Here is a 21,360-nt window from a genome sequence, read left to right on the forward strand (position 1 = left end):
CGGTAGCAACGGCCGTGCCATGACGGCCACACCAGCCAGTTGAGGGGCCGCCGCGCCCCTCAGTCGTTGTCGGTGTCGACCAGGCTGTCGTCCAGGGCCAGTTCGGGGTTGAGGCGCTTGGCCATGCCCAGGGAGATCTCGTCGAGGAACAGCGCCAGCAGGGTGCCGTCGGCGCGGACCAGGACCTCGCTTCGGCTGCCGGTGTTGAGGATCGGCGCCTGAGCGGGGTCGGTGAGCCTGCGGACCGTCTTGTACGGCAGCTGGTCCAGCCGGATCGGGGAGTTGAACTCCGCGTCCATGCGGTGGGCGGCGACCTCGAACTGCATCGGGCCGACGGCGGCGAACACCGGGGCGGCGTCGCCGCGGCGGTCGGAGGTCAGCACCTGCACGACCCCCTCGGCGCCGAGCTGCTCGACGCCCCGGCGGAACTGCTTGGCCTTGCCCAGGTCCGTGGGCCTGGCCACGGCGAAGGCGGTCGGGGTGAACGTCGGCAGCCGAGGGAAGCGCACCGAGGGCTTGCCCGCGTACAGCGTGTCGCCCACCCGCAGCGCGGTGGCGTTCACCAGGCCGATGACGTCACCGGGGTAGGCGGTGTCCACAGTGGTCCGCTCGCGGCCGAACATCTGCTGGGTGTACTTGGTGGCGAACGGCCTGCCGGTGGTGGCGTTGGTGACGACCATCCCGCGCTCGAACAGCCCCGAGCACACCCTGGCGAAGGCGACCTGGTCGCGGTGCGCGCGGTCCATGCCGGTCTGCACCTTGAACACGAACCCCGAGAACGGCGCGTCCACCGGCCGCTCGGCGCCCGCGGCGTCCGGGCGCGGGGTGGGGGCGGGGGCCAGCGACACCAACAGGTCCAGCAGGTGCCGGACGCCGAAGTTGAGCACGGCCGCGCCGAAGAGCACCGGGGTCGCGGTGGCGTGCAGGTAGCGCTCGTGCTCGAAGGCCCCGCCGGACATGGCCAGCAGCTCGGCCTCCTCGACCGCGCGCGTCCACTCCGGACCGACCTCGGCCAGCGCGCGCTCGGGGTCGAGGTGCTCCTCGGTGGCCGCGGTGGCGCCGCCCGCGGTGCGCCCGTAGCGGATGAACTGCCCGGTGCGCAGGTCCGCCACGCCCTGGAAGTGCCCGGCGTCGCCGACCGGCCAGGTCAGCGGCATGGGCTGCAGGCCGATGCGCTCGACCAGCTCGTCGCACAGGTCCAGCGCGGCGCGGCCGGGGCGGTCCCACTTGTTGATGAAGGTGATCACCGGGATGTCGCGGTGGCGGCAGACCTCGAACAGCTTGAGCGTCTGCGGCTCGAGGCCCTTGGCGGCGTCGAGCAGCATGACCGCGCTGTCCACCGCGGTCAGGACGCGGTAGGTGTCCTCGGAGAAGTCGGCGTGGCCGGGGGTGTCGAGGAGGTTGACCACGCAGTCGCCGTAGTCGAACTGCAGCGCCGCCGAGGTGATGGAGATGCCGCGGGCCTGCTCCATCTCCATCCAGTCGGACACGACGCCGCGGCGCCCGGCCTTGCCGTGCACCGCGCCCGCCTCGGTGATGACCTTGGCGTGCAGCGCCAGCGCCTCGGTGAGTGTCGACTTGCCCGCGTCCGGGTGGCTGATCACCGCGAAGGTGCGCCGCCGCTGCGCCGTGGCCAGTACGTCGGCTGCGGTCTCGATGGCCACACGCCCTCCTGAACGTTCGCGGGAATCGTGGCGAGTTTACGGTTTGGCCCGGATCTCCCAGGAAGGGCGGTTGGGTTGGGGGTGCGGCGAGCGGCGCTGCTGACCGCCGGGCTGACGCTGGTCGGCTCCGCGCTGGGGCTGGTGCGCGACGTGGTGATCGCCGCGGTCTTCGGCGCGGGCGCGGCCCTGGACGCGTTCCTCGTGGCCCAGGGCCTGATGAACCTCGTGCTCGGCCTGGTCGCGGGCGCGCTGGCCAAGGCGGCGGTGCCGGTGGTGGCCCGCGCGGCGGCCGAGGGCCGCCCGGCCGACGGGGTCGCGGGCGTGCGGGCGGCGCTCGGGCTCTCCGGGGTGGTGCTGCTGGTGGGCGGGACGGCCATGTGGATCGGCGCGCCCGCGGTGGTGGGGCTGCTCGCCCCCGGGTTCGACGCCCCGACCGCGGCCCGCGCCGTCGAGCTGACCCGCGTCGTGCTGGTCGCCACCGTGCTGATCAGCGCGACGAACCTGCTGGCGGGCGCGGGCCAGGCCCTCGGCCGCTTCGCCCCGGCCGCCATCCAGGGCGCGGGCTTCAACCTGGTGATGGTCGCCGCGGCGGCCGTGGCCGGTCCTGTCTTCGGGGTGACCGCGCTGGCCTGGGGGTTCGTCCTCGGCTCCGCGGTCCGCCTGGTGATCCAGGTGCCCGCGGTCCGCGCGGTCGTCCGCCGCCCGTGGCCGACGCTGCGATGGCGGGACCCCGGGCTGCGCGAGATGCTGCGGCTGCTCCCCGCCCTGCTGGTGGGCAGCGCGGCGGCCAACGTCAACACCATCGTCGACCGCGCGGTCGCCTCGACGGTGTCCGAGGGCGCCATCGCCGCGGTCAACTTCGCCGCCCGGCTGGTGGCGTCGGTGGACATGCTGGTGGTGGCGACCCTGCTGGCGGCGCTGTACCCGCGGCTGTCGGCGGCGGTGGCGCCCGAGCGGCGGGCGGAACTGCGCGGGCTGGTGGAGCGGGGGATGGGGGCGCTGACGGCGGCGCTGGCCCCGGTGGCGGTGGTGCTGGCGGTGGTGTCCACCGAGGTGGTGGCGGTGGTCTTCGGCCGCGGCGCCTTCGACGCCCCGGCCGTCGCGCTGACCGGCTCGGTGGCGGCGGTGCTGGCCGTCGGCCTGCCGGTGCTGGCCGTGCGCGAGGTGGCCTCCCGCACGGCCTACGCCCTCGGCGACGGCGGGATCGCCGTGCGCTCGGCGGTGGCGGCGATGACGGTCAACGTGGCGGGCGACCTGCTGCTGGCGCCGCGGTTCGGGGTGACCGGGATCGCGGTGGCGACGGTGGCCAGCGGGGTGGTGGGGGCCGTGGTGGCCGTGCGGGGGCTGGCCAGGCGGCACGGGGCGACGCCGCCGGTCCTGTCGACCGTCGGGGGAGTGGCACTGGCCGCCGCGGTGGCCGCCGGGGTCGCGCTGGGGTGCCGGGCGGTGCTGACCGGGGCGGACGACGTCGTCGTGGTGGCCGTGGTCGGCGCCGCCGCGCTGGTCACCTACGCGGGCGTCCTGCGCGTCGCCGCGCCCCGGCAGTTCCGGCTGCTGACCGGGGCCACGGGAAGGTAGCGGCTGGGGGAGTGGACGGGGCCGTGATCGGCGGGTCTGGCAGGCTCGGCCGGGTGCTCATGGGGCTCCGCCGCGGGCTTCGCCCCAGCGGCGTAGTACCCTTTGGCGGTTAGGTCCGTCGTAGAGAGAAGATAGCGGGAAATGCCACCGAAGCAGAAGAAGACGTTCGAGGCGACGCTCGAACTCGAAGCGGGCAACGCCGCCATGGTCGACCTGGGCAAGATGCTCGGCCCGACCGGCGCCAACACGCGCGCGATCAAGCTGGAGTACGACGAGGCCACCGCCGCCCAGCGCGGCGACATCGTGCCGGTCGTGGTGACCGTCTTCGAGGACCGCAGCCACAAGCTGCGGCTGAAGACCCCGCCCACCTCCTTCCTGATCCGCAAGGCACTCGGCGCCAAGTCCGGCTCGGCCACCCCCGGCCACAAGTCCGGCGGCACGCTGAGCGGCGCGCAGGCGCGCGAGATCGCCGAGCGCAAGATGCCCGACCTGAACGCCACCACCATCGAGGCCGCACTGAAGGTCGTCGCAGGCACCGCCCGCAGCATGGGCGTCACTGTCACCGACTGACCCGGTCTTCGACGGACTCCGCAGGCGCCCCTGGCACCACGCCAGGGGCGCCTGCGTCATGTCCAGGCGCCTGCCCTGCGGTCATGTCCGGATGCCTGTGTCATGTCCAGGTGACGGTGTCGCCGACGGAGACCTTGCCGGGGCGCGTCACGGACAGCTTGACGCCGAAGGTGATCCCGCCGTCCGGGTGGCGGCGGTACGTGGCCAGGGTGCGCAACGGCTCCTTGCCCGCCTTCTCCCCGCGCTCCTGGTCGACGACCGTGACGGCGCAGCGGATCGCCGCTTTGCAGTAGGCCAGCGCGGTGGTGCCGACCTCGGCCGCGCGCAGCCGGTCCTCCCCGTTCGGCTCGCCGCCGATGGCGTCCACGACGACGTTCGGGCGGAACCGCGACATGGGCAGCGCGACGTCGAGGCGCGCGTTGAGGTCGGCCAGCGACGCCTCGGCCAGCAGGTGCACGGCGGCGCTGTCGGCCCAGCCGGACGTGCCCGGGGTCGCGCCCGCCACCACCCTGGCGTGCTCCGGCGGCACCCGGACCAGCCTGCTCGGCGCGCCCAGCACCGCCGAGAGCCACTTCGCCGCCGCCGCGCCCTGGTCGATCCCGAGGAACGGCATCGCGAACAGCCGCACGCCCCGCCGGGCGGAGGTGGTGTCCACCGCGACGCTGACCGGCTCCACGCCGTCCGCGCGCAGGACCAGGGTGTCCTCGTGCACCTCGGGGCGGATCACCGCCAGGCGCGGGTCGCGGCGCTGGCTGCGGAACAGGCCCTCGGGGGTGGTGACCATGAAGGCGCGGTCGTGGCGCAGCCCGGCCGGGGTCACCTCGCTGTCGGAGAGCGCCACGCCCGCGCAGCCCTTGATCGGATAGGTGAACAGCCCCAGCACGGTCCCCATGCCGCTAGCGTAAGTGGGGTGACCGACGCGGTGGCCTTGCGGGCCAGGATGTACGGCGAGGACGACCTCAGCTCCCTGCCGGTGTTCGCGGGCGGGTTCATCAACTTCGGCTACTGGCGGGACATCCCGCTCGACCCGCCCATCGGCACGCGGCAGCGCGTCGACAGCCAGCTCGCCCTCTACCGGCTGGTCTACGCCGACCTCGCGGGCCTGCGCGTGCTGGAGGTGGGGCCGGGCACCGGCGTCGGCCCGGCCTGGGCGTTCGCCGAGTGCGCGCCCGCGGAACTGCATGGGGTCGACCTGCACCCCGAGCAGGTGCGGCGGGCCGCCGAGCGCAACGCCGACGCGGTCGCGGCGGCGGGCGGGCGGTTCACCTTCCGCCAGGGCGCGGCCGACGCCCTGCCGTTCCCCGACCGGTCCGTCGACGCCGTGGTGTCCCTGGAGGCGGCGCAGCACTTCGACGACCTCGCCGGGTTCGCCAGGCAGGCGCACCGGGTGCTGGCGCCGGGCGGGCGCCTGACCGTGACCACGTTCTTCGCCCCCGATCCCGCCACCCGCGGCGCGCTGCCGCGGTTGCTGGAGACCTTCGCCGACGGCGTCGACCGCGAGCACGACCTGCCCGGCTTCCGCGCCGACCTCGCCGCCGCGGACTTCACCGACGTCGCCGCCGAGTCCATCGGCGAGCACGTCTGGCCGGGGCTCGACGCCTGGATCGCCCAGCTCGGCGTCCCGGAGACCGAGTGGCCGCGCCGCTGGCTCCCGGCGTGGCGCGACGGGCTGGTCGACTACTACGTGATCACCGCGCTGGCCCGCGGCTGACACTGCCCGCGAATCGTCCACACTGGACCAGACAGCGGGTCCCGTCAGGTGTGGACGCGCAGTTGGTAGGTGCCCTCGGTGGTGGCCACGACCGTGCCGTCGTTGTCGGCGAGCGTCGTGGTGAGCACGAACTCCGCCTTGCCGTGCTCGTCGGCGGCGGCCTTGATCTCGGCGATCCGGGCCGCGCTCAGCGTCGCCTCGGCGAGCACGTCGGTCCGCGCGGGCTTGCGGAAGTCGATCCGGACGCTCTTGACCACCGGGTAGTACCGGGTGAGGTCGAAGGAGGGCAGGCAGATCCCGCCGCCGAGCACCTCGGCGACGGTGAACAGCACCCCGGCGTACATCGTGTCGAGGTGGTTCCCGTTGCCCGCCAGGGGAACCCAGCACACGATCCGGCCGGGCTCCAGCTCCACCGCGCGCACCCCCATCCGGTGCGCCTGCGGGACGAGGTGCTCCAGGACGGCGTTGAAGGTGTCCTCGTGGCTCACCGGCTCAGGGCCGCGGGCAGCGCGGACTCATCGCCCAGCGGCCACGCCAGCGGGTCGGGGCCGAGCGTGGCGAGTTCCCTGACCTGCAGCTCGCACCACGGCGAGACCGCCCGCGCGCCCGACAGCACCGCCTGGGCGAAGGGCGGCCAGTCGACCCACTCGACGGCGTCGACCTCCTCCGGGTTCGGCGCGGTCACCCCCTCGGTGACCACCCGGTACACCGGGCACATCTCGTTCTCCACGACGCCGTTGCCCATCGTGGCGCGGTAGCGGAAGCGCGGCAGCACCAGCTCGATGCGGGTGGTCCCGATCAGGCCGAGCTCGTCGGCCAGCCTGCGCGCCACGGCGGTGGCGGGCGGCTCGCCGGGGGCGGGGTGCCCGCAGCAGGAGTTCGTCCACACCGCGGGCCAGGTCTTCTTGTGCGCGGCCCGCTGCGTCAGCAGGAACTGCCCGTCGCGGTTGAAGACGTAACTGGAGAACGCCAGGTGCAGCGGCGTGTTCTCGTGGTGCACCTCGGCCTTGGGCGCGGTCCCGACGGCGGCCCCGGACTCGTCGAGCAACACGACTTCCTCGCTGATCACCAGCCCACCCTGCCGGACGGGTGCCCGCCGGGCAAGCGGCGTCGCACGATCGAGGGGGGCGGTGGCTGCCGAGGAGGCGGCCACCGCCGGTGAACCCCCGCGCGGGTCCGGTGCAGGGCACCCCGGGCCCTCGCCCTCGGTCAGGCCCGCCGGGTGGGTGGACCGCGCGAATGGTCGTCAGTATTTGTTAACGGCCGTGAACTTGACAAGACCGTCTGTCGGCGCGGTTTTGAACAGTTTGTTCCCACTTGGGTATCCGGCCTGGTCCCGCCCCGCAATGGACCCATGCCGCCCCATTCGAGCGCGGAAGTCGCGGTTGCCGTAACGGTGTGGTCACTGACACGATGCTCGGACGCGGTCTTCCAATGGGCTCATCGTGATCCTTTGGGGAGGGGTACACGTATGCGCGACGTTGGGGCGCCGTTGTCGGTGGATCGGCTCAGGGAGCTGGTGGCCGCGGGCGGGGTCGACACCGTCCTGGTGGCGCTCACCGACATGCAGGGCCGTCTGCAGGGCAAGCGCTGCGGGGCGCGGTACTTCCTGGAGGAGGTCCTGGCCCACGGCACCGAGGCGTGCGACTACCTGCTGGCCGTCGACGTCGAGATGAACACCGTCGCGGGCTACCGGACCTCCTCGTGGGACCGCGGCTACGGCGACTTCCTGCTCCAGCCCGACCTCGCCACGCTGCGGCTGCTGCCCTGGCACGAGGGCACCGCGATGGTCCAGGCCGACGTGCTCAACCTCGACGGCACCCCGGTCGCGCCGTCGCCGCGCCAGGTGCTCAAGCGCCAGCTCGACCGGCTCGCCGAGCACGGGCTGGCCGCCTACGTGGGCACCGAGCTGGAGTTCATCCTGTTCGACGACACCTACGAGGACGCCCACCGCGGCGGCTACCAGGACCTCACGCCCGCCAACCAGTACAACGTCGACTACTCCCTGCTCGGCACCGGCCGCGTCGAACCGGTCCTGCGCGACATCCGCAACGCGATGACCGGGGCGGGCCTGTACGTCGAGTCGGCCAAGGGGGAGTGCAACCCCGGCCAGCACGAGATCGTCTTCCGCTACGCCGGGGCGCTGGCGAGCTGCGACAACCACGCCGTCTACAAGACCGGCGCCAAGGAGATCGCGGCCAAGCACGGGCGCAGCCTGACCTTCATGGCCAAGTACAACGAGCGCGAGGGCAACTCCTGCCACATCCACATGAGCCTGCGCTCGAACGGGGAGACCCTCGGCGAGGAGGACTTCCGGGGCTTCCTCGCGGGCCAGCTGGCCTGCCTGCGCGAGTTCACCGCGCTCTACGCCCCGAACATCAATTCCTACAAGCGTTTCGCACCGGGCTCCTTCGCCCCGACCGCGGTCGCCTGGGGCGTGGACAACCGCACGTGCGCGCTGCGGGTGGTCGGCCACGGGGAGGCCCGGCGGGTGGAGAACCGGGTGCCCGGCGGCGACGTCAACCCCTACCTCGCGGTGGCCGCCATGGTCGCCGCGGGCCTGCACGGCATCGAGAACGGCCTTGAGCCGGAGGCGGAGTTCACCGGCAACGCCTACGCCTCGGACAAACCCCGGGTGCCCGCCACCCTGCGCGATGCGGCGCTGGTCCTCGACGACAGCGCCATCGCGCGCGCGGCCTTCGGCGACGACGTCGTCGAGCACTACCTCAACGCCGCGCGGGTCGAGCAGGCCGCCTTCGACGCCGCGGTGACGGACTGGGAGCTGGCGCGTGGCTTCGAACGGCTCTAGACGCCCGCCGGTCATCGGCGTCACCACCTACCTGGAGCACTCGACGTTCGGGATCTGGGAGACCGAGGCGGCGGTGCTGCACCGCGAGTACGTGGAGTCCGTGCGCGCCGCGGGCGGCAACGCCGTGCTGCTGCCGCCGATCGGCGACTGGCGCCCCGGGACCCTCGACTGGCTCGACGGCCTGGTGCTCTCCGGCGGCGCGGACATCGACCCCCGCCGCTACGGCCAGGCCCCGCACCCCACCACCGGCACGCCCCAGCCCCTGCGCGACGCCGCCGAGTTCGCCCTGACCGAGGCCGCGCTGGAGATGGGCCTGCCGCTGCTGGCGGTGTGCCGGGGGATGCAGGTGCTCAACGTCGTGCTCGGCGGCACCCTGCACCAGCACACCCCCGAGCGCGTCGGCACCAACGACCACCAGCCCGAGGTGGCGATGTTCGGCAAGACCGAGGTCGCCACCGAGCCCGGCAGCAGGCTCGCGTCGATCCTGGGCGCGCGGGTCCAGGTCGCCTGCCACCACCACCAGTCCATCGACCGCGTCGGCCGGGGCATCGAGCTCAGCGCGCACGCCGCCGACGGCACGGTCGAGGGCCTGGAGATCCCGAGCGCGGGCTTCGTCGTGGGCGTGCAGTCGCACCCCGAGCAGAACGCCGACGACGTCCGCCTGTTCGCGGCCCTGGTGGACGCCGCCGATCGCCGGAGGGCAGCCCGTTGACCAGCCACGCCGTGCGCGACCCGGCAACCGAGGAGGTCATCGAGACCGTCGAGCTGGCCTCGGTCGACCAGGCCGACGCCGCCATCGCCGCCGCGCACGCCGCGCTGCCCGCCTGGCGCGCGGTGGCCCCCGGCGACCGGGCCCGGCTGCTGCGCCGCTTCGCCGAGGCCGTCGACGCCGACCTGGAGCACCTGGCCGCGCTGGAGGTGCGCAACGCCGGGCACACCATCGGCAACGCCCGCTGGGAGGCGGGCAACGTCCGCGACGTGCTGCACTACTACGCCGGCGGCCCGGAACGCCTTGTCGGACAGCAGATCCCGGTCGCGGGCGGGGTCGCGGTCACCTTCCACGAGCCGCTGGGCGTGGTCGGGGTCATCGCGCCGTGGAACTTCCCCATGCCGATCGCGGCCTGGGGGTTCGCCCCCGCGCTGGCCGCGGGCAACACCGTCGTGCTCAAGCCCGCCGAGGCCACCCCGCTGACCGCGCTGCGGCTGGCCGGGCTGGCCAGGCAGGCGGGCATCCCGCCCGCGGTCTTCCAGGTCGTCCCCGGCGCCGGACCCGTTGTGGGGCAGCGGTTCGTGACGAACCCGCTGGTGCGCAAGGTGGTGTTCACCGGGTCCACCGAGGTGGGCAGGCTCATCATGGCGGGCTGCGCCGACCAGGTGAAGCGGGTGACCCTGGAGCTGGGCGGCAACAGCGCCAACGTGGTCTTCGCCGACGCCGACCTGGAGCGCGCCGCGGCCACCGCGCCGATGGCGGTCTTCGACAACGCCGGGCAGGACTGCTGCGCGCGCTCGCGCATCCTCGTGCAGCGCTCGGCCTACGACCGGTTCATGGAGCTGCTGGAGCCCGCGGTGAAGGCCGTCGCGGTGGGCGACCCCGCCGACCCCGGCACCGACATGGGCCCGCTGATCACCGCCGCGCACCGCGACCGCGTCGCGTCCTATGTGGACGGCGCTCCGATCGCTTTCCAGGGCCAGACCGTGCGGGGGCCGGGCTACTGGTTCCCGCCGACCGTGCTCGCCCCCATCTCGGGCGAGCACCGCGCGGTCACCGACGAGGTGTTCGGCCCGGTGGTGGCCGTGCTGCCCTTCGACGACGAGGACGACGCCGTCGCCCAGGCCAACGACACCGAGTACGGGCTCTCCGGCTCGATCTGGACCCGCGACGTCGGCCGGGCGCTGCGGGTCGCGCGCGGCGTCGAGGCGGGCAACCTCTCGGTCAACTCGCACTCGTCGGTGCGCTACTGGACGCCCTTCGGCGGGTTCAAGCAGTCCGGGCTCGGCCGCGAGCTGGGGCCGGACGCGCTGGCGGGCTTCACCGACGTCAAGACCGTGTTCCTGAGTGCGGAGGGCTGAATGGGCAAGCGGCTGGATGGGCGGGTCGCGGTCGTCACCGGCGGGGCGAGCGGCATCGGGCTGGCCTCGGTGCGGCGGCTGGCCGAGGAGGGCGCGCGCGTCGTCATCGGCGATGTGGACACCGACGGCGGCGAGGCGGCGGCGGCCGAGGTCGACGGGCTGTTCGTGCGCTGCGACGTCACCGACGAGACCGAGGTGGCCGCGCTGTTCGACACCGCCGTGGACACCTACGGCAGCCTGGACGTGGCGTTCAACAACGCGGGCATCTCCCCGCCGGACGACGACTCGATCCTCACCACCGGGCCCGACGCCTGGCACCGCGTGCAGCAGGTCAACCTGACCTCGGTGTACCTGTGCTGCAAGCACGCCATCGGCCACATGCGCACCCAGGGCCGCGGCTCGGTGATCAACACCGCGTCGTTCGTCGCGGTGATGGGCGCGGCCACCTCGCAGATCTCCTACACCGCCTCCAAGGGCGGCGTGCTGGCCATGAGCCGCGAGCTGGGCGTGCAGTTCGCCCGCGAGGGCATCAGGGTCAACGCCCTGTGCCCAGGACCGGTGAACACCCCGCTGTTGCGGGAACTGTTCGCCGCCGACCCGGAGCGGGCCGCGCGGCGGCTGGTGCACGTGCCCATGGGCCGCTTCGCCGAACCGGAGGAGATCGCCGCCGCGGTGGCGTTCCTGGCCTCGGACGACTCCTCCTTCATCACCGCGTCGTCGTTCCTGGTCGACGGCGGGATCTCCGGCGCGTATGTCACTCCGCTCTGACCCCGATCCGCTCGCCGACGCGCTGCTGCGCCCGGTCAGAGCGGGAAACGCCTTCGAGGAGACCCTGGCGCGGCTGCTGCAGGCCATCCGGCTCGGCCTCGCCGCGCCGGGGGAGCGGCTGCCCCCGGAACGCGACCTGGCCGCCCGGCTGGGCGTGAGTCGCGTCACCCTGCGCGAGGCCCTGCACGCCCTGCAGGAGGCGGGGTACGTGGAGAGCAGGCGCGGCCGCTACGGCGGCACGTTCGTCCGCTCGCTGCGCCCCGCCCACCCCGTCCCGCCCACCCCCGGGCTGGCCGCGGACCTGGAGGACGTGATCACGCTGCGGCACGTGCTGGAGACCGGCGCCGCCGAGGCCGCGGCCGCCCGCGCGCTGGACCCCACCACCCGGCGCCACCTGCGCGCGCGGCTGGCCGAGTGCACCGGCTCCATGGTGGTCGACTACCGCCGCCGCGACGCCCGCCTGCACCTGGCCGTCGCCGCCGCGGCCGCCGCCCCCACCCTGACCGCCGCCGTGGCCGACCTGCGCGCCCGACTGGATGCCCTGCTCGACGCCATCCCGCCGATCGCGGCCAACATCGAGCACTCCGACCACCAGCACCGCGCGGTGGTCGACGCCATCCTCGACGGCGACCCGCAGGCGGCCCGCGCGGCCATGGCCGAACACCTCTCGGGAACGGCTACACTGCTGCGCGGCTTCCTCGCCTGAGGCGGGACTAACACCACCCGTACGCCCGCTTGCCTTATCGTCTTGGCGGGGGTCAGCACGCGGCGAAGGGGGGTGAGGCGAGGTGGAGCAGCCACCGACGCGCCTCCCCGGCCCACCCGACCCCCACCGCCCCACCCCACCGCGCACGGCCCCCCGCGGCACCCCGATGCCCCCACCCCACACCCCGCGCAACGGCACCCCGGTCCACCCCGACCCCCCAGCCCGCAACGGCACCCCGGTCTATCCCGACCCCCCAGCCCGCAACGGCACCCCGGTCTATCCCGACCCCCCAGCCCGCAACGGCGCTCCGGTCCACCCCGAGCCGCCTCGACACGGCGCTCCGGTCACTTCCGAGCGGCAGGCGCGCCACGGCGCCGCGGCGCCCCCCGAGCAGTCCTCGCGCCACAGGGCGCCGGTGCGGCCGGAGGAACCGGCGCGCAACGGCGCCCCGGCCCACCACGAGCGGCCTCCGCGCCGTGCGGCGCCGGTCCACCCTCCGCGCAACGGCACCCCGCCGCCCCCCGAGCAGCCTTCGCGCCATGGCGCCGAGGGGCCGCCCGGGGCCTCACGTCATGGTGTCGTGGACGGGGCTGACCAGCCCACGGTGCGGACCGCCGCGGTGTCGGCCGAGGGGTCCTCGCGCCACGGGAACGCGGTCCAGCCCGTGCGCCCGTCCCCCGACGGGGTGCCGGGCAGGCCCGCGCGCGCCCCCGGGCCGCCCGTGCGCGATGGCGGGCCCGGTCGCCCTGGGGTTCCGCCGCATCCGGCGGACGCGCCGACCACGGTGCTGCGGCCGGTCCGGCCCGACGACGAGCCGACCGAGTACATCCCGGTCGTGCGCGGCTCGCTGCGGCCGGGCGCGCCCGTCGAGGGGCCCACCGAGTTCGTCGACATGCCGGTCGAGCACTACCCGCCCGAGGACGACGAGCCCGGCGGCAAGGACAGTGACGACAGCACCGACAACACCGACACCGACGACAGCGCCGAGCGGCCGAAGCCCAAGTCGAGCGCAGGTGCGCTGGTCATTCGCGGCTTCGGTGAGCTGATGGTCACCATGGGCCTGGTGATCCTGCTGTTCGTCGTCTACGAGGTGTGGGTCACCGACCTGGTGTCGGCGCAGAAGCAGGCCGACGTCACCGCCGACCTCGACCGCCAGTGGGAGGCCCCGGCCGAGGACCCCGAGCGCGTGCAGCGCTTCGAGTTCGCCGACGGCGAGGGCATCGCCAAGCTCTACATCCCGGTCCTGGGCCCCGACTACAGCTTCACCATCGTGGAGGGCACCTCCGAGAAGAACCTGGAGGTCGGCCCCGGCCACTACAAGAAGTCCGCCCCGCCGGGGCAGCCCGGCAACTTCGCCGTCGCGGGCCACCGGGTCGGCAAGGGCGCGCCGTTCAACGACCTCGACCTGCTCAACCCCTGCGACGCCATCGTCGTGGAGACCCAGACCGACTGGTACGTCTACCGGATGCTGCCCACCGAGCGGCTCCCCGTCGACCCGGCCGACGAGCGCTGCGCGGGGGTCTCGGCCCTCGACGGCGAGTACGCCGCCGCGGTGGGGCGCCGCATCGTGACCCCCGCCCAGAACGAGGTCGTCGCGCCCGTGCCGGGCAACGAGGCCGCCACCGTGGCCAAGGACCAGCTCAAGAGCCTGCTCACGCTGACCACCTGCCACCCCAAGTTCTCCAACCGCCAGCGCATGATCGTGCACGCGGTCCTGGTCCGCGGGCAGCCCAAGGCCGCCGACCCGGCCGCCGTCCCCGCCGAGCTGTCCGAGGGGGTTTAGCGCCTGCCAGGATGGGGTCATGGCGACTGCGTTGGTGACCGGCGGGACAGGTGGGCTCGGCGGCGCGGTGAGCGCGGCGCTGCTGGCGGCGGGCTGGCGGGTGGTGGTGCCCTGGATCGTCAAGGACGAGCTGGCGCGGGTGCCCAAGCACGAGCGGCTGGTGCTGCACCGGGCCGACCTGTTCAGCGAGCCCGAGGTGAGCGCCTGCGTGGCGCTGGCCGCCGCCGACCCGGGCGCCCCGCTGCGGGCGGTGGTCAACCTCGTCGGCGGGTTCGCGATGGGCGGGCGGCTGCACGAGACGCCGGTCGCGGAGTTCGAGCGGCTGCTGCGGCTCAACCTGCGCCCGACGTACCTGGTCAGCCAGGCCGCGCTGCCGCACCTGATCGCCGGGGGCGGCGGGTCGATCGTGTGCGTGTCCGCCAGGGCCGCGGTGCGGCCGTTCTCGGGCGCCTCGGCGTACATCACCGCGAAGACGGCCGTGCTGGGCCTGGTGGACGCGCTGGCCGCGGAGTACGGCGGCGACGGCGTGCGGGCCAACGCGATCCTGCCCGGCGTGATCGACACCCCGGCCAACCGCGCCGCCATGCCCGGCTCCGACCGGGCGGGCTGGGTGTCCCCGGAGCGCATCGCCGAGACCGTGCTGTTCCTCTGCGGCGAGGGGGCGTCGGCGGTGAGCGGGGCCCACGTGCCCGTGGCGGGCTGAACCGCCGTCCATAGTGGACACCCTGGGTGATCACGGCTCACGCACGGTTGCGGAGAGTGTTAGTAGGGTCACTCTGGAGAGTGAAAACTTGCATCATCGGATCATGTGGCCGTAGACCGAAAGCGTTTCTGGGCTGTTCGGTGGAGGACATGTGAACCATCAGGTGAACGAGAACTGGGAAAGCTACTGGCGCGAGCTGCCCCGAGAACACGGGCTGCCCGTGTGGGACAGCGCGGCGGCGGTCACCGCGACCGCGCAGCTGCCGCTGTTCCGGCCGCACTTCGACCCCGCCCTGCCGGTGGTCGACATCGGCTGCGGCAACGGCACCCAAACCGCGGCGCTGGCCGAGCACTTCCCCAGGGTGATCGGCGTGGACTTCGCCGAGTCGGCGATCGAACACGCGCGGGACCTGCGGGCGGGCACCGCCGCCACCTTCCGCCGCTTCGACCTGACCGACGCCGACGCCGCCCGCGCGCTGCGCGAGGAACTCGGCGACGTCAACGTCTACATGCGCGGCGTGCTGCACCAGATGCCCGATGAGGACCGCCCGGCCGCGGCGGCGTCGCTGTCGGTGCTGCTGGGCGCCACCGGGCACGTCTTCAACGTCGAACTCGCGCCCTCGGCGTCGGCGGGGATGAAGGCCGCGCTCGGGCAGAGCCCGGACGCGGTGCCCAAGCTTCAGCGGGTGTTCAAGTACGGGCTGACCCCGGCGGCCTGGTCGGAGGGCAAGCTGCAATCCCTGCTGGACGGCGCGGGCCTGGAGATCGTCACCACCGGTGACGCCGACCTGCACGGGACCGACGAGCTGCCGGACGGGACGCCGCTACACCTGCCGATGGTCTACATCGTCGGGCGCAACCGGCGCTAAATCCGACGGGTCCGGTCGAATGGGTGTGTCGATCGGACCCGGTCCGGCATCATCGTCGATGACCCGCCAACGCTAGGGGTACGAGAACGTGGGGCCGACGTGATCGAGAGCATCCTGCCCGCCGCCGTCGTCGCGGTCGAGGCGTACGACGACCCGCCGGACGCCGTGCTGCTCCCGGAGGAGGAGCCCGTGGTGGCCAAGGCGGTCGACAAGCGCCGCCGCGAGTTCACCACGGTCCGCCACTGCGCGCGCCAGGCCCTGGTGCGCCTGGGCAGGCCCGCGACGGCGATCCTGCCGGGGGACAAGGGCGCGCCGCGCTGGCCGGAGGGCATCGTCGGCAGCATGACCCACTGCGCCGGGTACCGGGCCGCCGTGCTGGCCAACGACGTCGACCTGCACAGCGTCGGCATCGACGCCGAGCCGCACGTGCCGCTGCCGGAGGGCGTGCTGCAGGCGGTGTCGCTGCCCGAGGAGCGCGCTCAGCTGTCGATGCTCAGCGAGTCCCACCCGGACGTGCACTGGGACAAACTGTTGTTCGCTGCCAAGGAGAGCGTCTACAAGGCGTGGTTCCCCCTGGCCCGCAAGTGGCTCGGCTTCTCCGACGCGCGGGTGGAGTTCGACCCGGCCGGGACGTTCCGGGCCGAGCTGCTCGTGGCCGGGCCGGTGGTCGACGGGGTGGAGATCACCGGGTTCAGCGGGCGCTGGGTCGTCGGCAACGGCCTGGGCATCACGGCGATCGCCGTGCTGAACAAGGCGGACAGCTAGAACAGGGCTTCCAGAACGGGGGCCTCTAGAACAGGGCCTCTTGGCCGTAGGGGTCGGCCGCGCCCTCGACGGCGAGCATCCGCAGCTTGGTGGCCGTCCCGCCGGGGGCGGAGAAGCCGACCATGCGGCCGTCGGCGCCCATCACCCGGTGGCAGGGCACGATGATCGGGTACGGGTTGCGGCCCAGCGCCCGCCCCACGGCCTGCGCCGACCCCGGCGCGCCGACGCGCTGGGCGATCGCGCCGTAGGTGGTCACCTCCCCGGGCGGGATGGCGCGGGTGGCGGCGTAGACGGCGAGGTTGAACTCGGTGACGCCGGTCGGGTCCAGGTCGATGTCGGCGAGGTCGTCCTTGACGCCGCTCAGCAGCCCCTGGACGCGACTGATCGCGGCGAGCACCGCTCCGGTCGGCTCGGCCGGGCCGGGGGCGTGCCTGCGCAGGCGGGCGACAGTCGCCGCGGGATCGGGGTCGGGCAGCTGCACCGCGGTGATGCCGCGCGGACCCCAGGCGATGCCGCACTCGCCGAGGTCGGTGTCGAAAAGGGCGTAGGCGATCACGCGATCAGCGTAGGCCCGCCGCCTCCTTGGCGAAGGTCTCGACCTGGGTGAGGCTGCCCGCGGTGAGCCAGCTGCCGCCGACGCAGCCCACGGTCGGCAGGGCCAGGTACGACGCGGCGGTCGCCGCGGTGATCCCACCGGTGGGGCAGAAGCGCAGGTCCGGCAGCGGGCCCGCGATGGACTTCAGGTACGGCACGCCGCCCGCGGCCTCGGCGGGGAAGAACTTCAGCTCGGTGAACCCGCGCTCGGCCAGCCGCATCGCCTCCGAGACCGTCGCCGCCCCCGGCAGCACCGGCAGCCCGGTCGCGACGGCGGCGTCCAGGACGCGGTCGGTCGTGCCGGGGGTGACCAGGAACCGTGCCCCCGCCGCGCCCGCGCGCGCCGCCAGTTCCGGCGTGGTCACCGTGCCCGCGCCCACGACGATCCCCGGGACCTCGGCGGCGATGCGCTCGATGGCGTCCAGCGCCGCGGGCGTGCGCAGGGTGACCTCGATGATCCCGATGCCGCCGCGCACCAGGGCCTGCGCCACCGGGACGGCCTGCGCGGCGTCGTCGATGACGACGACCGGGACGACCGGGGCGATGTCCAGCAGGCTCATGCCGAGAACTCCAGCTCGTCGAGGTCGGCGTCGGCGAAGGTGGGGCCGAAGACGGTGGCGCCGTGGTCGGCGGGGCCGACGGCGTGGCGGAAGGCGGCGAACAACTCGCGGCCGGTGCCGGTCCACTCGTCGTCCTCGCGGGGGGCGTCGACCGGGTGGCGGGCGGCCAGGATGTCGGACTCCACCAGCAGCGACAGGGTGCCGCGCTCGGCGTCGAGGCGCACGAGGTCGCCGTCGCGGATGAGGCAGATCGGGCCGCCCGCCGCCGCCTCCGGGGTGAGGTGGATGGCGGCGGGGATCTTGCCGGACGCGCCGGACATGCGGCCGTCGGTGACCAGGGCGACCCGGTGCCCGCGGGCCATCAGCGAGCTCATCGCCGGGGTCAGGGCGTGCAGCTCGGGCATGCCGTTGGCGCGCGGGCCCTGCTGGCGCAGCACGATCACCACGTCGCCGTCCAGCTCGCCCGCCTTGAACGCCGCGCCGACCTGGTTCTGGTCGGTGAAGACCCGGGCGGGGGCCTCGACCACCCGGTGCTCCGGCGCCACCGCCGAGACCTTGACCACCGCCCGGCCGAGGTTGCCCGCGAGCATCCGCAGGCCGCCGTCGGCGGAGAACGGGTCGCCCGCCGGGCGCAGCACGTCGAGGTCGCCGGAGGTGCTCAGGCCGGGGCGCCAGCGCAGGACGCCGTCGTCGAGCACCGGCTCCTGGCGGTAGCGGTCCAGGCCCGGACCGGCCACAGTGGACACGTCGCCGTGCATCAGGCCCGCGTCGAGCAGCTCGCCGATGAGGAACTGCACCCCGCCCGCGGCGACGAAGTGGTTGATGTCGGCGGAGCCGTTGGGGTACACCCGCGCCATCAGCGGCACGACCGCCGAGAGGTCGGAGAAGTCGTCCCACGTCAGCCGGATGCCCGCGGCGGCGGCGATCGCCACCAGGTGCAGGGTGTGGTTGGTCGACCCGCCGGTGGCCAGCAGCGCGATGACGCCGTTGACGACCGCGCGCTCGTCGACGATCCGCGACAGCGGCGTGTACTCGCCGCTCTGCATGGAGATCTCCACCGCCCGCCTGCCCGCGGCCTCGGTGAGCGCCTTGCGCAGCGGGGTGCCCGGCGGGATGAAGCTGGCGCCGGGCAGGTGCAGGCCCATCACCTCGACCACGAGCTGGTTGGAGTTCGCGGTGCCGTAGAAGGTGCAGGTGCCCGGCGAGTGGTAGGACGCCGACTCCGCGGCCAGCAGGTCGTCGCGGGTGGCCTTGCCCTCGGCGAACGCCTGGCGCACCCTGGCCTTCTCGTTGTTGGGCAGCCCGGAGGCCATCGGCCCGGCGGGCACCAGGATCGCGGGCAGGTGCCCGAAGGCCAGCGCGCCGATCAGCAGCCCGGGGACGATCTTGTCGCACACGCCGAGCAGCAGCGTCGCGTCGAACATGTCGTGGGAGAGCGCGATGCCGGTGGCCATGGCGATGACCTCGCGGCTGAACAGCGACAGCTCCATGCCCGCCCGGCCCTGGGTGATGCCGTCGCACATCGCGGGCACCCCGCCCGCGAACTGCGCGACCCCGCCCGCCTCGCGCACGGCGGCCTTGATCCAGCCCGGGTACTCCTGGAACGGCTGGTGCGCCGAGAGCATGTCGTTGTACGCCGAGACGATCGCGACCCCGGGCTTCGTCACGCCCCGCACGGCGAGCCGGTCGGGCCCGTCGCAGGCGGCGAAGCCGTGGGCGAGGTTGCTGCAGCCGAGCCCGGCCCGGGTGGGGGTGCTGGTGGAGGCCGCTCGCGCCATCCGCCCCAGGTAGGCGGCTCGTCCGGCGGCGCTGCGCGCGACGATCCGAGCGGTGACCTCGGCGACGACCGGGTGCAGGGGGTTCGGCATGTCCGTCATCTCCGCAAGTGCGACGGTGGGCAGATCCGGGAGACGACAGCGCTGGCGGTCCACCGGCCGGTGCGACACAGACCGTACCGACGTGTTACGGACGATGTCAAAATCGATTCAGCAGGCCACCCTCCGTACGCGCTGTGTCCCGAATGGATGATGCCCGTACGCCCTGACGGCGCCCTTACCTGTGCCTGCGCGCACCTGACGCCGCCGCGCTCGCGCCGAGGATCAGCACCAGTGCGGTGAGGCCCCAGCGGCGCTTCTCCTCCGTGGCGTTGTCCGGGGTGGCGGACGAGGACGGCGGGCGCTTGCTCTGGCGCACCAGCTGCGGCGTGGGCACGGGGTTCGGCTGCTGGACCGGTGGCGGCGGCGGAAGCGCTGGCGGCCCCGGCGGCACGGCAGGTGGCACGACAGGCGGCACGACAGGCGGCACAGTGGGCGGCACGACAGGCGGCACGGCGGGCGGCACGGCGGGCGGCACGACCGGCGGCACGACGGCAGGGGGCTCCGGCGGCTCGGGAGCCGGTGGGGGCGGCGTCGGCGGCGCGGGGGGCGGTGGCGGCACCGTGGTGGACGGCGGGGGCGGCGGTGGGGTCGTGGTCGGTGGCGGCGGCACGGGCAGGCAGCCGGTCATGTCGGTGTGGTTGGCCACCGGCCACGCGGCGATCTCGACCGGCACCGCGCCCGGGGCCAGCGCCACCCGGATCAGCCTGCTGCGCGACGGGGTGCCGTGGTCGTGCCAGGGGTGGTGGTGGGTGCGGTTGCTCGCGGCGTACAGCGCGCCGTCCGGGCCGAAGGCGACCGAGCCGTAGGTCCGCCCGCCGGGCAGCTTCGGCACGTTCGCGTGCCCGACCCGCCCCGTCCGCGGATCGATGCGCGTGACCCTGCCCTGGAACGGCACCAGCGTGTTGACCCCGTAGAGCAGGCCGTCGGCGGGGCGGTAGTCGAAGTCGTCGACCGTGTGCGCCAGCTCGGAGGGCCACAGGCGCACCGAGCGCACGACGGTCAGGAACTTCGCGCTGGCCGGGTTGACGTCCACGCCGTGCAGTTCCCGGCCTTCCCGCACGTACAGCAGGTCGCCCGCCACCGCCCCCGCCGACGCGCCGGACAGGTCCTCCCGCCCGCGCACCGGGCCCAGGTCGGTCAGCGTCCCGTTCGCCGCCAGCCGCACCACCCGCGCCCGGTCGTGGTGCGCGCCCGGGGAACCCCGCCCGGCCAGCCCGTACGCCACGCCCTGGCCCCGGTGGTACCCGATCGCGTCCACCCGGCGGTCCAGCGTCCGCAGCCGCGTCATGCCGCCCGTGCCGAGGTCCACCCGGTACACAGTGGACACCCCGTGGCCGAGCGCGGAGACCCGCAGCACCGGGCAGCCCGGGGGCGGCGCGGACGCCGCGGTCCCCGAGCCGTCGCCGAGCACCAGCACCCCGCCCGCCACCAGACCGATCGCGGCGAGGCCCGCGGCCAGCAGGCGGGAGGCGGTCACTGGAGCCGGGCTATCGCGGATTCGAACGCATCCGGCGCCAGCGCGGCGCCCCCGCCGTAGGGGTTCTGCAGCTGGTAGGTGGCGAACAGCAACAGGGCCATCGTCCCGGCGAGCACCGAGACGATGATGATGTGCGCTATCCGCCGCGGCCCGCCGAACATCAGCGGCAGCGCGATGGTCATGAGGCTGCCCGTGCCCAGCGCGAACCACATCACGGCCTTGATGCTCTCGCTGCCCGCGGCGTCCAGCCGGGCCTGCCGGGCCTCGTAGACCTCCCACAGCTTGCTCGCCGCCAGGGTCTTCTGGTCGTTCTGCCACAGGTCGGTCACCGTCGCGCGGTTGACCGTGGTGCGCATCTGCTCCAGCTCGGTCCAGCCCTCGTCGCCGACCTCGGTGTCGGTGGCCTGCAGCCTCGGCCACTCCTGGTCGACGACCCGGGTCGCGTAGGACACCGCGAGGTCGTGGATCTCGCTGCGGACGGGCTCGCCGAGCGCGTCAGCGGCGTAGTAGGTCGCGACGAGGCCGTCGGCCTCCCGGAACGCCTCGTCCTCGGCGTCCTTGACGGCGTCGAACAGCGAGATCAGCACGAACGCGATGAGCACCGCGTGCAGGCCGCCGACGATGGTGAACACCTGTCCGGCGGCCTCGTTGTTCTCCACGACGCCTTGGGCGGCGCCCGCGCGGCGCACGACGAAGGCGGCGAGACCCGCGAACACCGCCGCCCCGAGCACGCAGAGGAATCCGGCCAGATAGATGTTCATGCTCGCCTTTCAATGAATTGGGTCGGGGCAACAATGGGCCAGAACCAAGGGTCGTGGCACAGTTCGGCAGATCGAAGACACGTCTGGAGCAGAAAG

At 73.9% G+C, this 21,360-nt stretch carries 21 protein-coding genes; 12 read left to right on the plus strand and 9 right to left on the minus strand.

All coding sequences use genetic code 11. The features are described 5' to 3' along the window. Positions 1 to 59: 59 nt before the first annotated feature. Complete coding sequence (locus ACTG9Q_RS18955; protein ID WP_455574142.1) at positions 60 to 1,664, minus strand: peptide chain release factor 3; 1,605 nt, start codon at positions 1,662 to 1,664, stop codon at positions 60 to 62. An 81-nt stretch (positions 1,665 to 1,745) separates the two neighbouring features. On the opposite strand from ACTG9Q_RS18955, the gene murJ reads away from it, so the two are divergent. Both murJ and ACTG9Q_RS18965 read left to right on the plus strand, forming a co-directional pair. Beyond that, positions 1,746 to 3,242, plus strand: coding sequence for a murein biosynthesis integral membrane protein MurJ (gene murJ, locus ACTG9Q_RS18960; protein ID WP_455574143.1), 1,497 nt, complete (start codon positions 1,746 to 1,748; stop codon positions 3,240 to 3,242). Between the two features lie 141 nt (positions 3,243 to 3,383). Further along, positions 3,384 to 3,812, plus strand: coding sequence for an uL11 family ribosomal protein (locus ACTG9Q_RS18965; RefSeq protein ID WP_455574144.1), 429 nt, complete (start codon positions 3,384 to 3,386; stop codon positions 3,810 to 3,812). Between the two features lie 100 nt (positions 3,813 to 3,912). Here ACTG9Q_RS18965 and ACTG9Q_RS18970 read toward each other — a convergent pair whose 3' ends face one another. After that, positions 3,913 to 4,704, minus strand: coding sequence for an MOSC domain-containing protein (locus ACTG9Q_RS18970; protein ID WP_455574145.1), 792 nt, complete (start codon positions 4,702 to 4,704; stop codon positions 3,913 to 3,915). Between the two features lie 18 nt (positions 4,705 to 4,722). Here ACTG9Q_RS18970 and ACTG9Q_RS18975 point away from each other — a divergent pair, with 18 nt between their 5' ends. Continuing rightward, a complete protein-coding gene (locus ACTG9Q_RS18975; protein WP_455574146.1) occupies positions 4,723 to 5,523 on the plus strand; it encodes a class I SAM-dependent methyltransferase in 801 nt (266 codons plus the stop codon). 44 nt (positions 5,524 to 5,567) lie between these two features. Here ACTG9Q_RS18975 and ACTG9Q_RS18980 read toward each other — a convergent pair whose 3' ends face one another. Both ACTG9Q_RS18980 and idi read right to left on the minus strand, forming a co-directional pair. After that, complete coding sequence (locus ACTG9Q_RS18980; RefSeq protein ID WP_455574147.1) at positions 5,568 to 6,011, minus strand: PaaI family thioesterase; 444 nt, start codon at positions 6,009 to 6,011, stop codon at positions 5,568 to 5,570. Continuing rightward, a complete protein-coding gene (idi, locus tag ACTG9Q_RS18985) occupies positions 6,008 to 6,592 on the minus strand; it encodes an isopentenyl-diphosphate Delta-isomerase (RefSeq protein ID WP_455574148.1) in 585 nt (194 codons plus the stop codon). The genes ACTG9Q_RS18980 and idi overlap by 4 nt, the downstream gene beginning before the upstream one ends. A 402-nt stretch (positions 6,593 to 6,994) precedes the next feature. On the opposite strand from idi, the gene ACTG9Q_RS18990 reads away from it, so the two are divergent. From ACTG9Q_RS18990 to ACTG9Q_RS19030, 9 genes are all read left to right on the plus strand, one after another. Further along, a complete protein-coding gene (locus ACTG9Q_RS18990; RefSeq protein ID WP_455574149.1) occupies positions 6,995 to 8,332 on the plus strand; it encodes a glutamine synthetase family protein in 1,338 nt (445 codons plus the stop codon). Next, positions 8,313 to 9,044 (plus strand): gamma-glutamyl-gamma-aminobutyrate hydrolase family protein, encoded by a 732-nt coding sequence (locus ACTG9Q_RS18995; RefSeq protein WP_455574150.1) that lies wholly within the window; start codon positions 8,313 to 8,315, stop codon positions 9,042 to 9,044. The genes ACTG9Q_RS18990 and ACTG9Q_RS18995 overlap by 20 nt, the downstream gene beginning before the upstream one ends. Continuing rightward, positions 9,041 to 10,402, plus strand: coding sequence for an aldehyde dehydrogenase family protein (locus ACTG9Q_RS19000; protein ID WP_455574151.1), 1,362 nt, complete (start codon positions 9,041 to 9,043; stop codon positions 10,400 to 10,402). The genes ACTG9Q_RS18995 and ACTG9Q_RS19000 overlap by 4 nt, the downstream gene beginning before the upstream one ends. Further along, a complete protein-coding gene (locus ACTG9Q_RS19005; protein WP_455574152.1) occupies positions 10,403 to 11,170 on the plus strand; it encodes a 3-oxoacyl-ACP reductase in 768 nt (255 codons plus the stop codon). Continuing rightward, positions 11,154 to 11,876, plus strand: a complete 723-nt coding sequence (locus ACTG9Q_RS19010; protein WP_455574153.1) for a FadR/GntR family transcriptional regulator — start codon at positions 11,154 to 11,156, stop codon at positions 11,874 to 11,876. Before ACTG9Q_RS19005 ends, ACTG9Q_RS19010 begins: the two co-directional genes overlap by 17 nt. A gap of 82 nt (positions 11,877 to 11,958) precedes the next feature. Then, positions 11,959 to 13,659 carry a class E sortase gene (locus ACTG9Q_RS19015; protein ID WP_455574154.1) on the plus strand — a complete coding sequence of 567 codons (1,701 nt, stop codon included), beginning with the start codon at positions 11,959 to 11,961 and terminating at the stop codon, positions 13,657 to 13,659. 19 nt (positions 13,660 to 13,678) lie between these two features. Further along, positions 13,679 to 14,362 (plus strand): SDR family NAD(P)-dependent oxidoreductase, encoded by a 684-nt coding sequence (locus ACTG9Q_RS19020; RefSeq protein ID WP_455574155.1) that lies wholly within the window; start codon positions 13,679 to 13,681, stop codon positions 14,360 to 14,362. A gap of 151 nt (positions 14,363 to 14,513) precedes the next feature. Beyond that, positions 14,514 to 15,230 carry a class I SAM-dependent methyltransferase gene (locus ACTG9Q_RS19025; protein ID WP_455574156.1) on the plus strand — a complete coding sequence of 239 codons (717 nt, stop codon included), beginning with the start codon at positions 14,514 to 14,516 and terminating at the stop codon, positions 15,228 to 15,230. Positions 15,231 to 15,329: 99 nt separating this feature from the next. Continuing rightward, entirely contained in the window at positions 15,330 to 15,995 is a 666-nt protein-coding gene (locus ACTG9Q_RS19030) for a 4'-phosphopantetheinyl transferase family protein (RefSeq protein ID WP_455574157.1), read from the plus strand. A gap of 25 nt (positions 15,996 to 16,020) precedes the next feature. Here the strand turns inward: ACTG9Q_RS19030 and ACTG9Q_RS19035 are convergent, their stop codons facing one another. From ACTG9Q_RS19035 to ACTG9Q_RS19055, 5 genes are all read right to left on the minus strand, one after another. Next, a complete protein-coding gene (locus ACTG9Q_RS19035) occupies positions 16,021 to 16,551 on the minus strand; it encodes a methylated-DNA--[protein]-cysteine S-methyltransferase (protein ID WP_455574158.1) in 531 nt (176 codons plus the stop codon). Positions 16,552 to 16,555: 4 nt separating this feature from the next. Continuing rightward, positions 16,556 to 17,149, minus strand: a complete 594-nt coding sequence (gene eda / locus ACTG9Q_RS19040; RefSeq protein ID WP_455574159.1) for a bifunctional 4-hydroxy-2-oxoglutarate aldolase/2-dehydro-3-deoxy-phosphogluconate aldolase — start codon at positions 17,147 to 17,149, stop codon at positions 16,556 to 16,558. Further along, on the minus strand, positions 17,146 to 19,026 hold the full coding sequence (gene edd / locus ACTG9Q_RS19045; RefSeq protein ID WP_455574160.1) for a phosphogluconate dehydratase: 1,881 nt from the start codon (positions 19,024 to 19,026) through the stop codon (positions 17,146 to 17,148). Before edd ends, eda begins: the two co-directional genes overlap by 4 nt. 175 nt (positions 19,027 to 19,201) lie before the next feature. Next, positions 19,202 to 20,503, minus strand: a complete 1,302-nt coding sequence (locus ACTG9Q_RS19050) for a DUF6923 family protein (protein WP_455574161.1) — start codon at positions 20,501 to 20,503, stop codon at positions 19,202 to 19,204. Then, positions 20,500 to 21,264 carry a bestrophin-like domain gene (locus ACTG9Q_RS19055; protein WP_455574162.1) on the minus strand — a complete coding sequence of 255 codons (765 nt, stop codon included), beginning with the start codon at positions 21,262 to 21,264 and terminating at the stop codon, positions 20,500 to 20,502. Before ACTG9Q_RS19055 ends, ACTG9Q_RS19050 begins: the two co-directional genes overlap by 4 nt. Positions 21,265 to 21,360: the final 96 nt, after the last annotated feature.

The organism is Actinokineospora lacus, assembly GCF_053813445.1.

Excerpts from the sequence above, each read along its gene's own strand:
- ACTG9Q_RS18965 (WP_455574144.1), top strand. The coding sequence starts at position 3,384 with ATGCCACCGAAGCAGAAGAAGACGTTCGAGGCGACGCTCGAACTCGAA.
- ACTG9Q_RS18970 (WP_455574145.1), bottom strand. The coding sequence starts at position 4,704 with ATGGGGACCGTGCTGGGGCTGTTCACCTATCCGATCAAGGGCTGCGCG.
- ACTG9Q_RS18990 (WP_455574149.1), top strand. The coding sequence starts at position 6,995 with ATGCGCGACGTTGGGGCGCCGTTGTCGGTGGATCGGCTCAGGGAGCTG.
- ACTG9Q_RS19005 (WP_455574152.1), top strand. The coding sequence starts at position 10,403 with ATGGGCAAGCGGCTGGATGGGCGGGTCGCGGTCGTCACCGGCGGGGCG.
- ACTG9Q_RS19010 (WP_455574153.1), top strand. The coding sequence starts at position 11,154 with ATGTCACTCCGCTCTGACCCCGATCCGCTCGCCGACGCGCTGCTGCGC.
- ACTG9Q_RS19020 (WP_455574155.1), top strand. The coding sequence starts at position 13,679 with ATGGCGACTGCGTTGGTGACCGGCGGGACAGGTGGGCTCGGCGGCGCG.
- eda (WP_455574159.1), bottom strand. The coding sequence starts at position 17,149 with ATGAGCCTGCTGGACATCGCCCCGGTCGTCCCGGTCGTCGTCATCGAC.
- edd (WP_455574160.1), bottom strand. The coding sequence starts at position 19,026 with ATGACGGACATGCCGAACCCCCTGCACCCGGTCGTCGCCGAGGTCACC.
- ACTG9Q_RS19055 (WP_455574162.1), bottom strand. The coding sequence starts at position 21,264 with ATGAACATCTATCTGGCCGGATTCCTCTGCGTGCTCGGGGCGGCGGTG.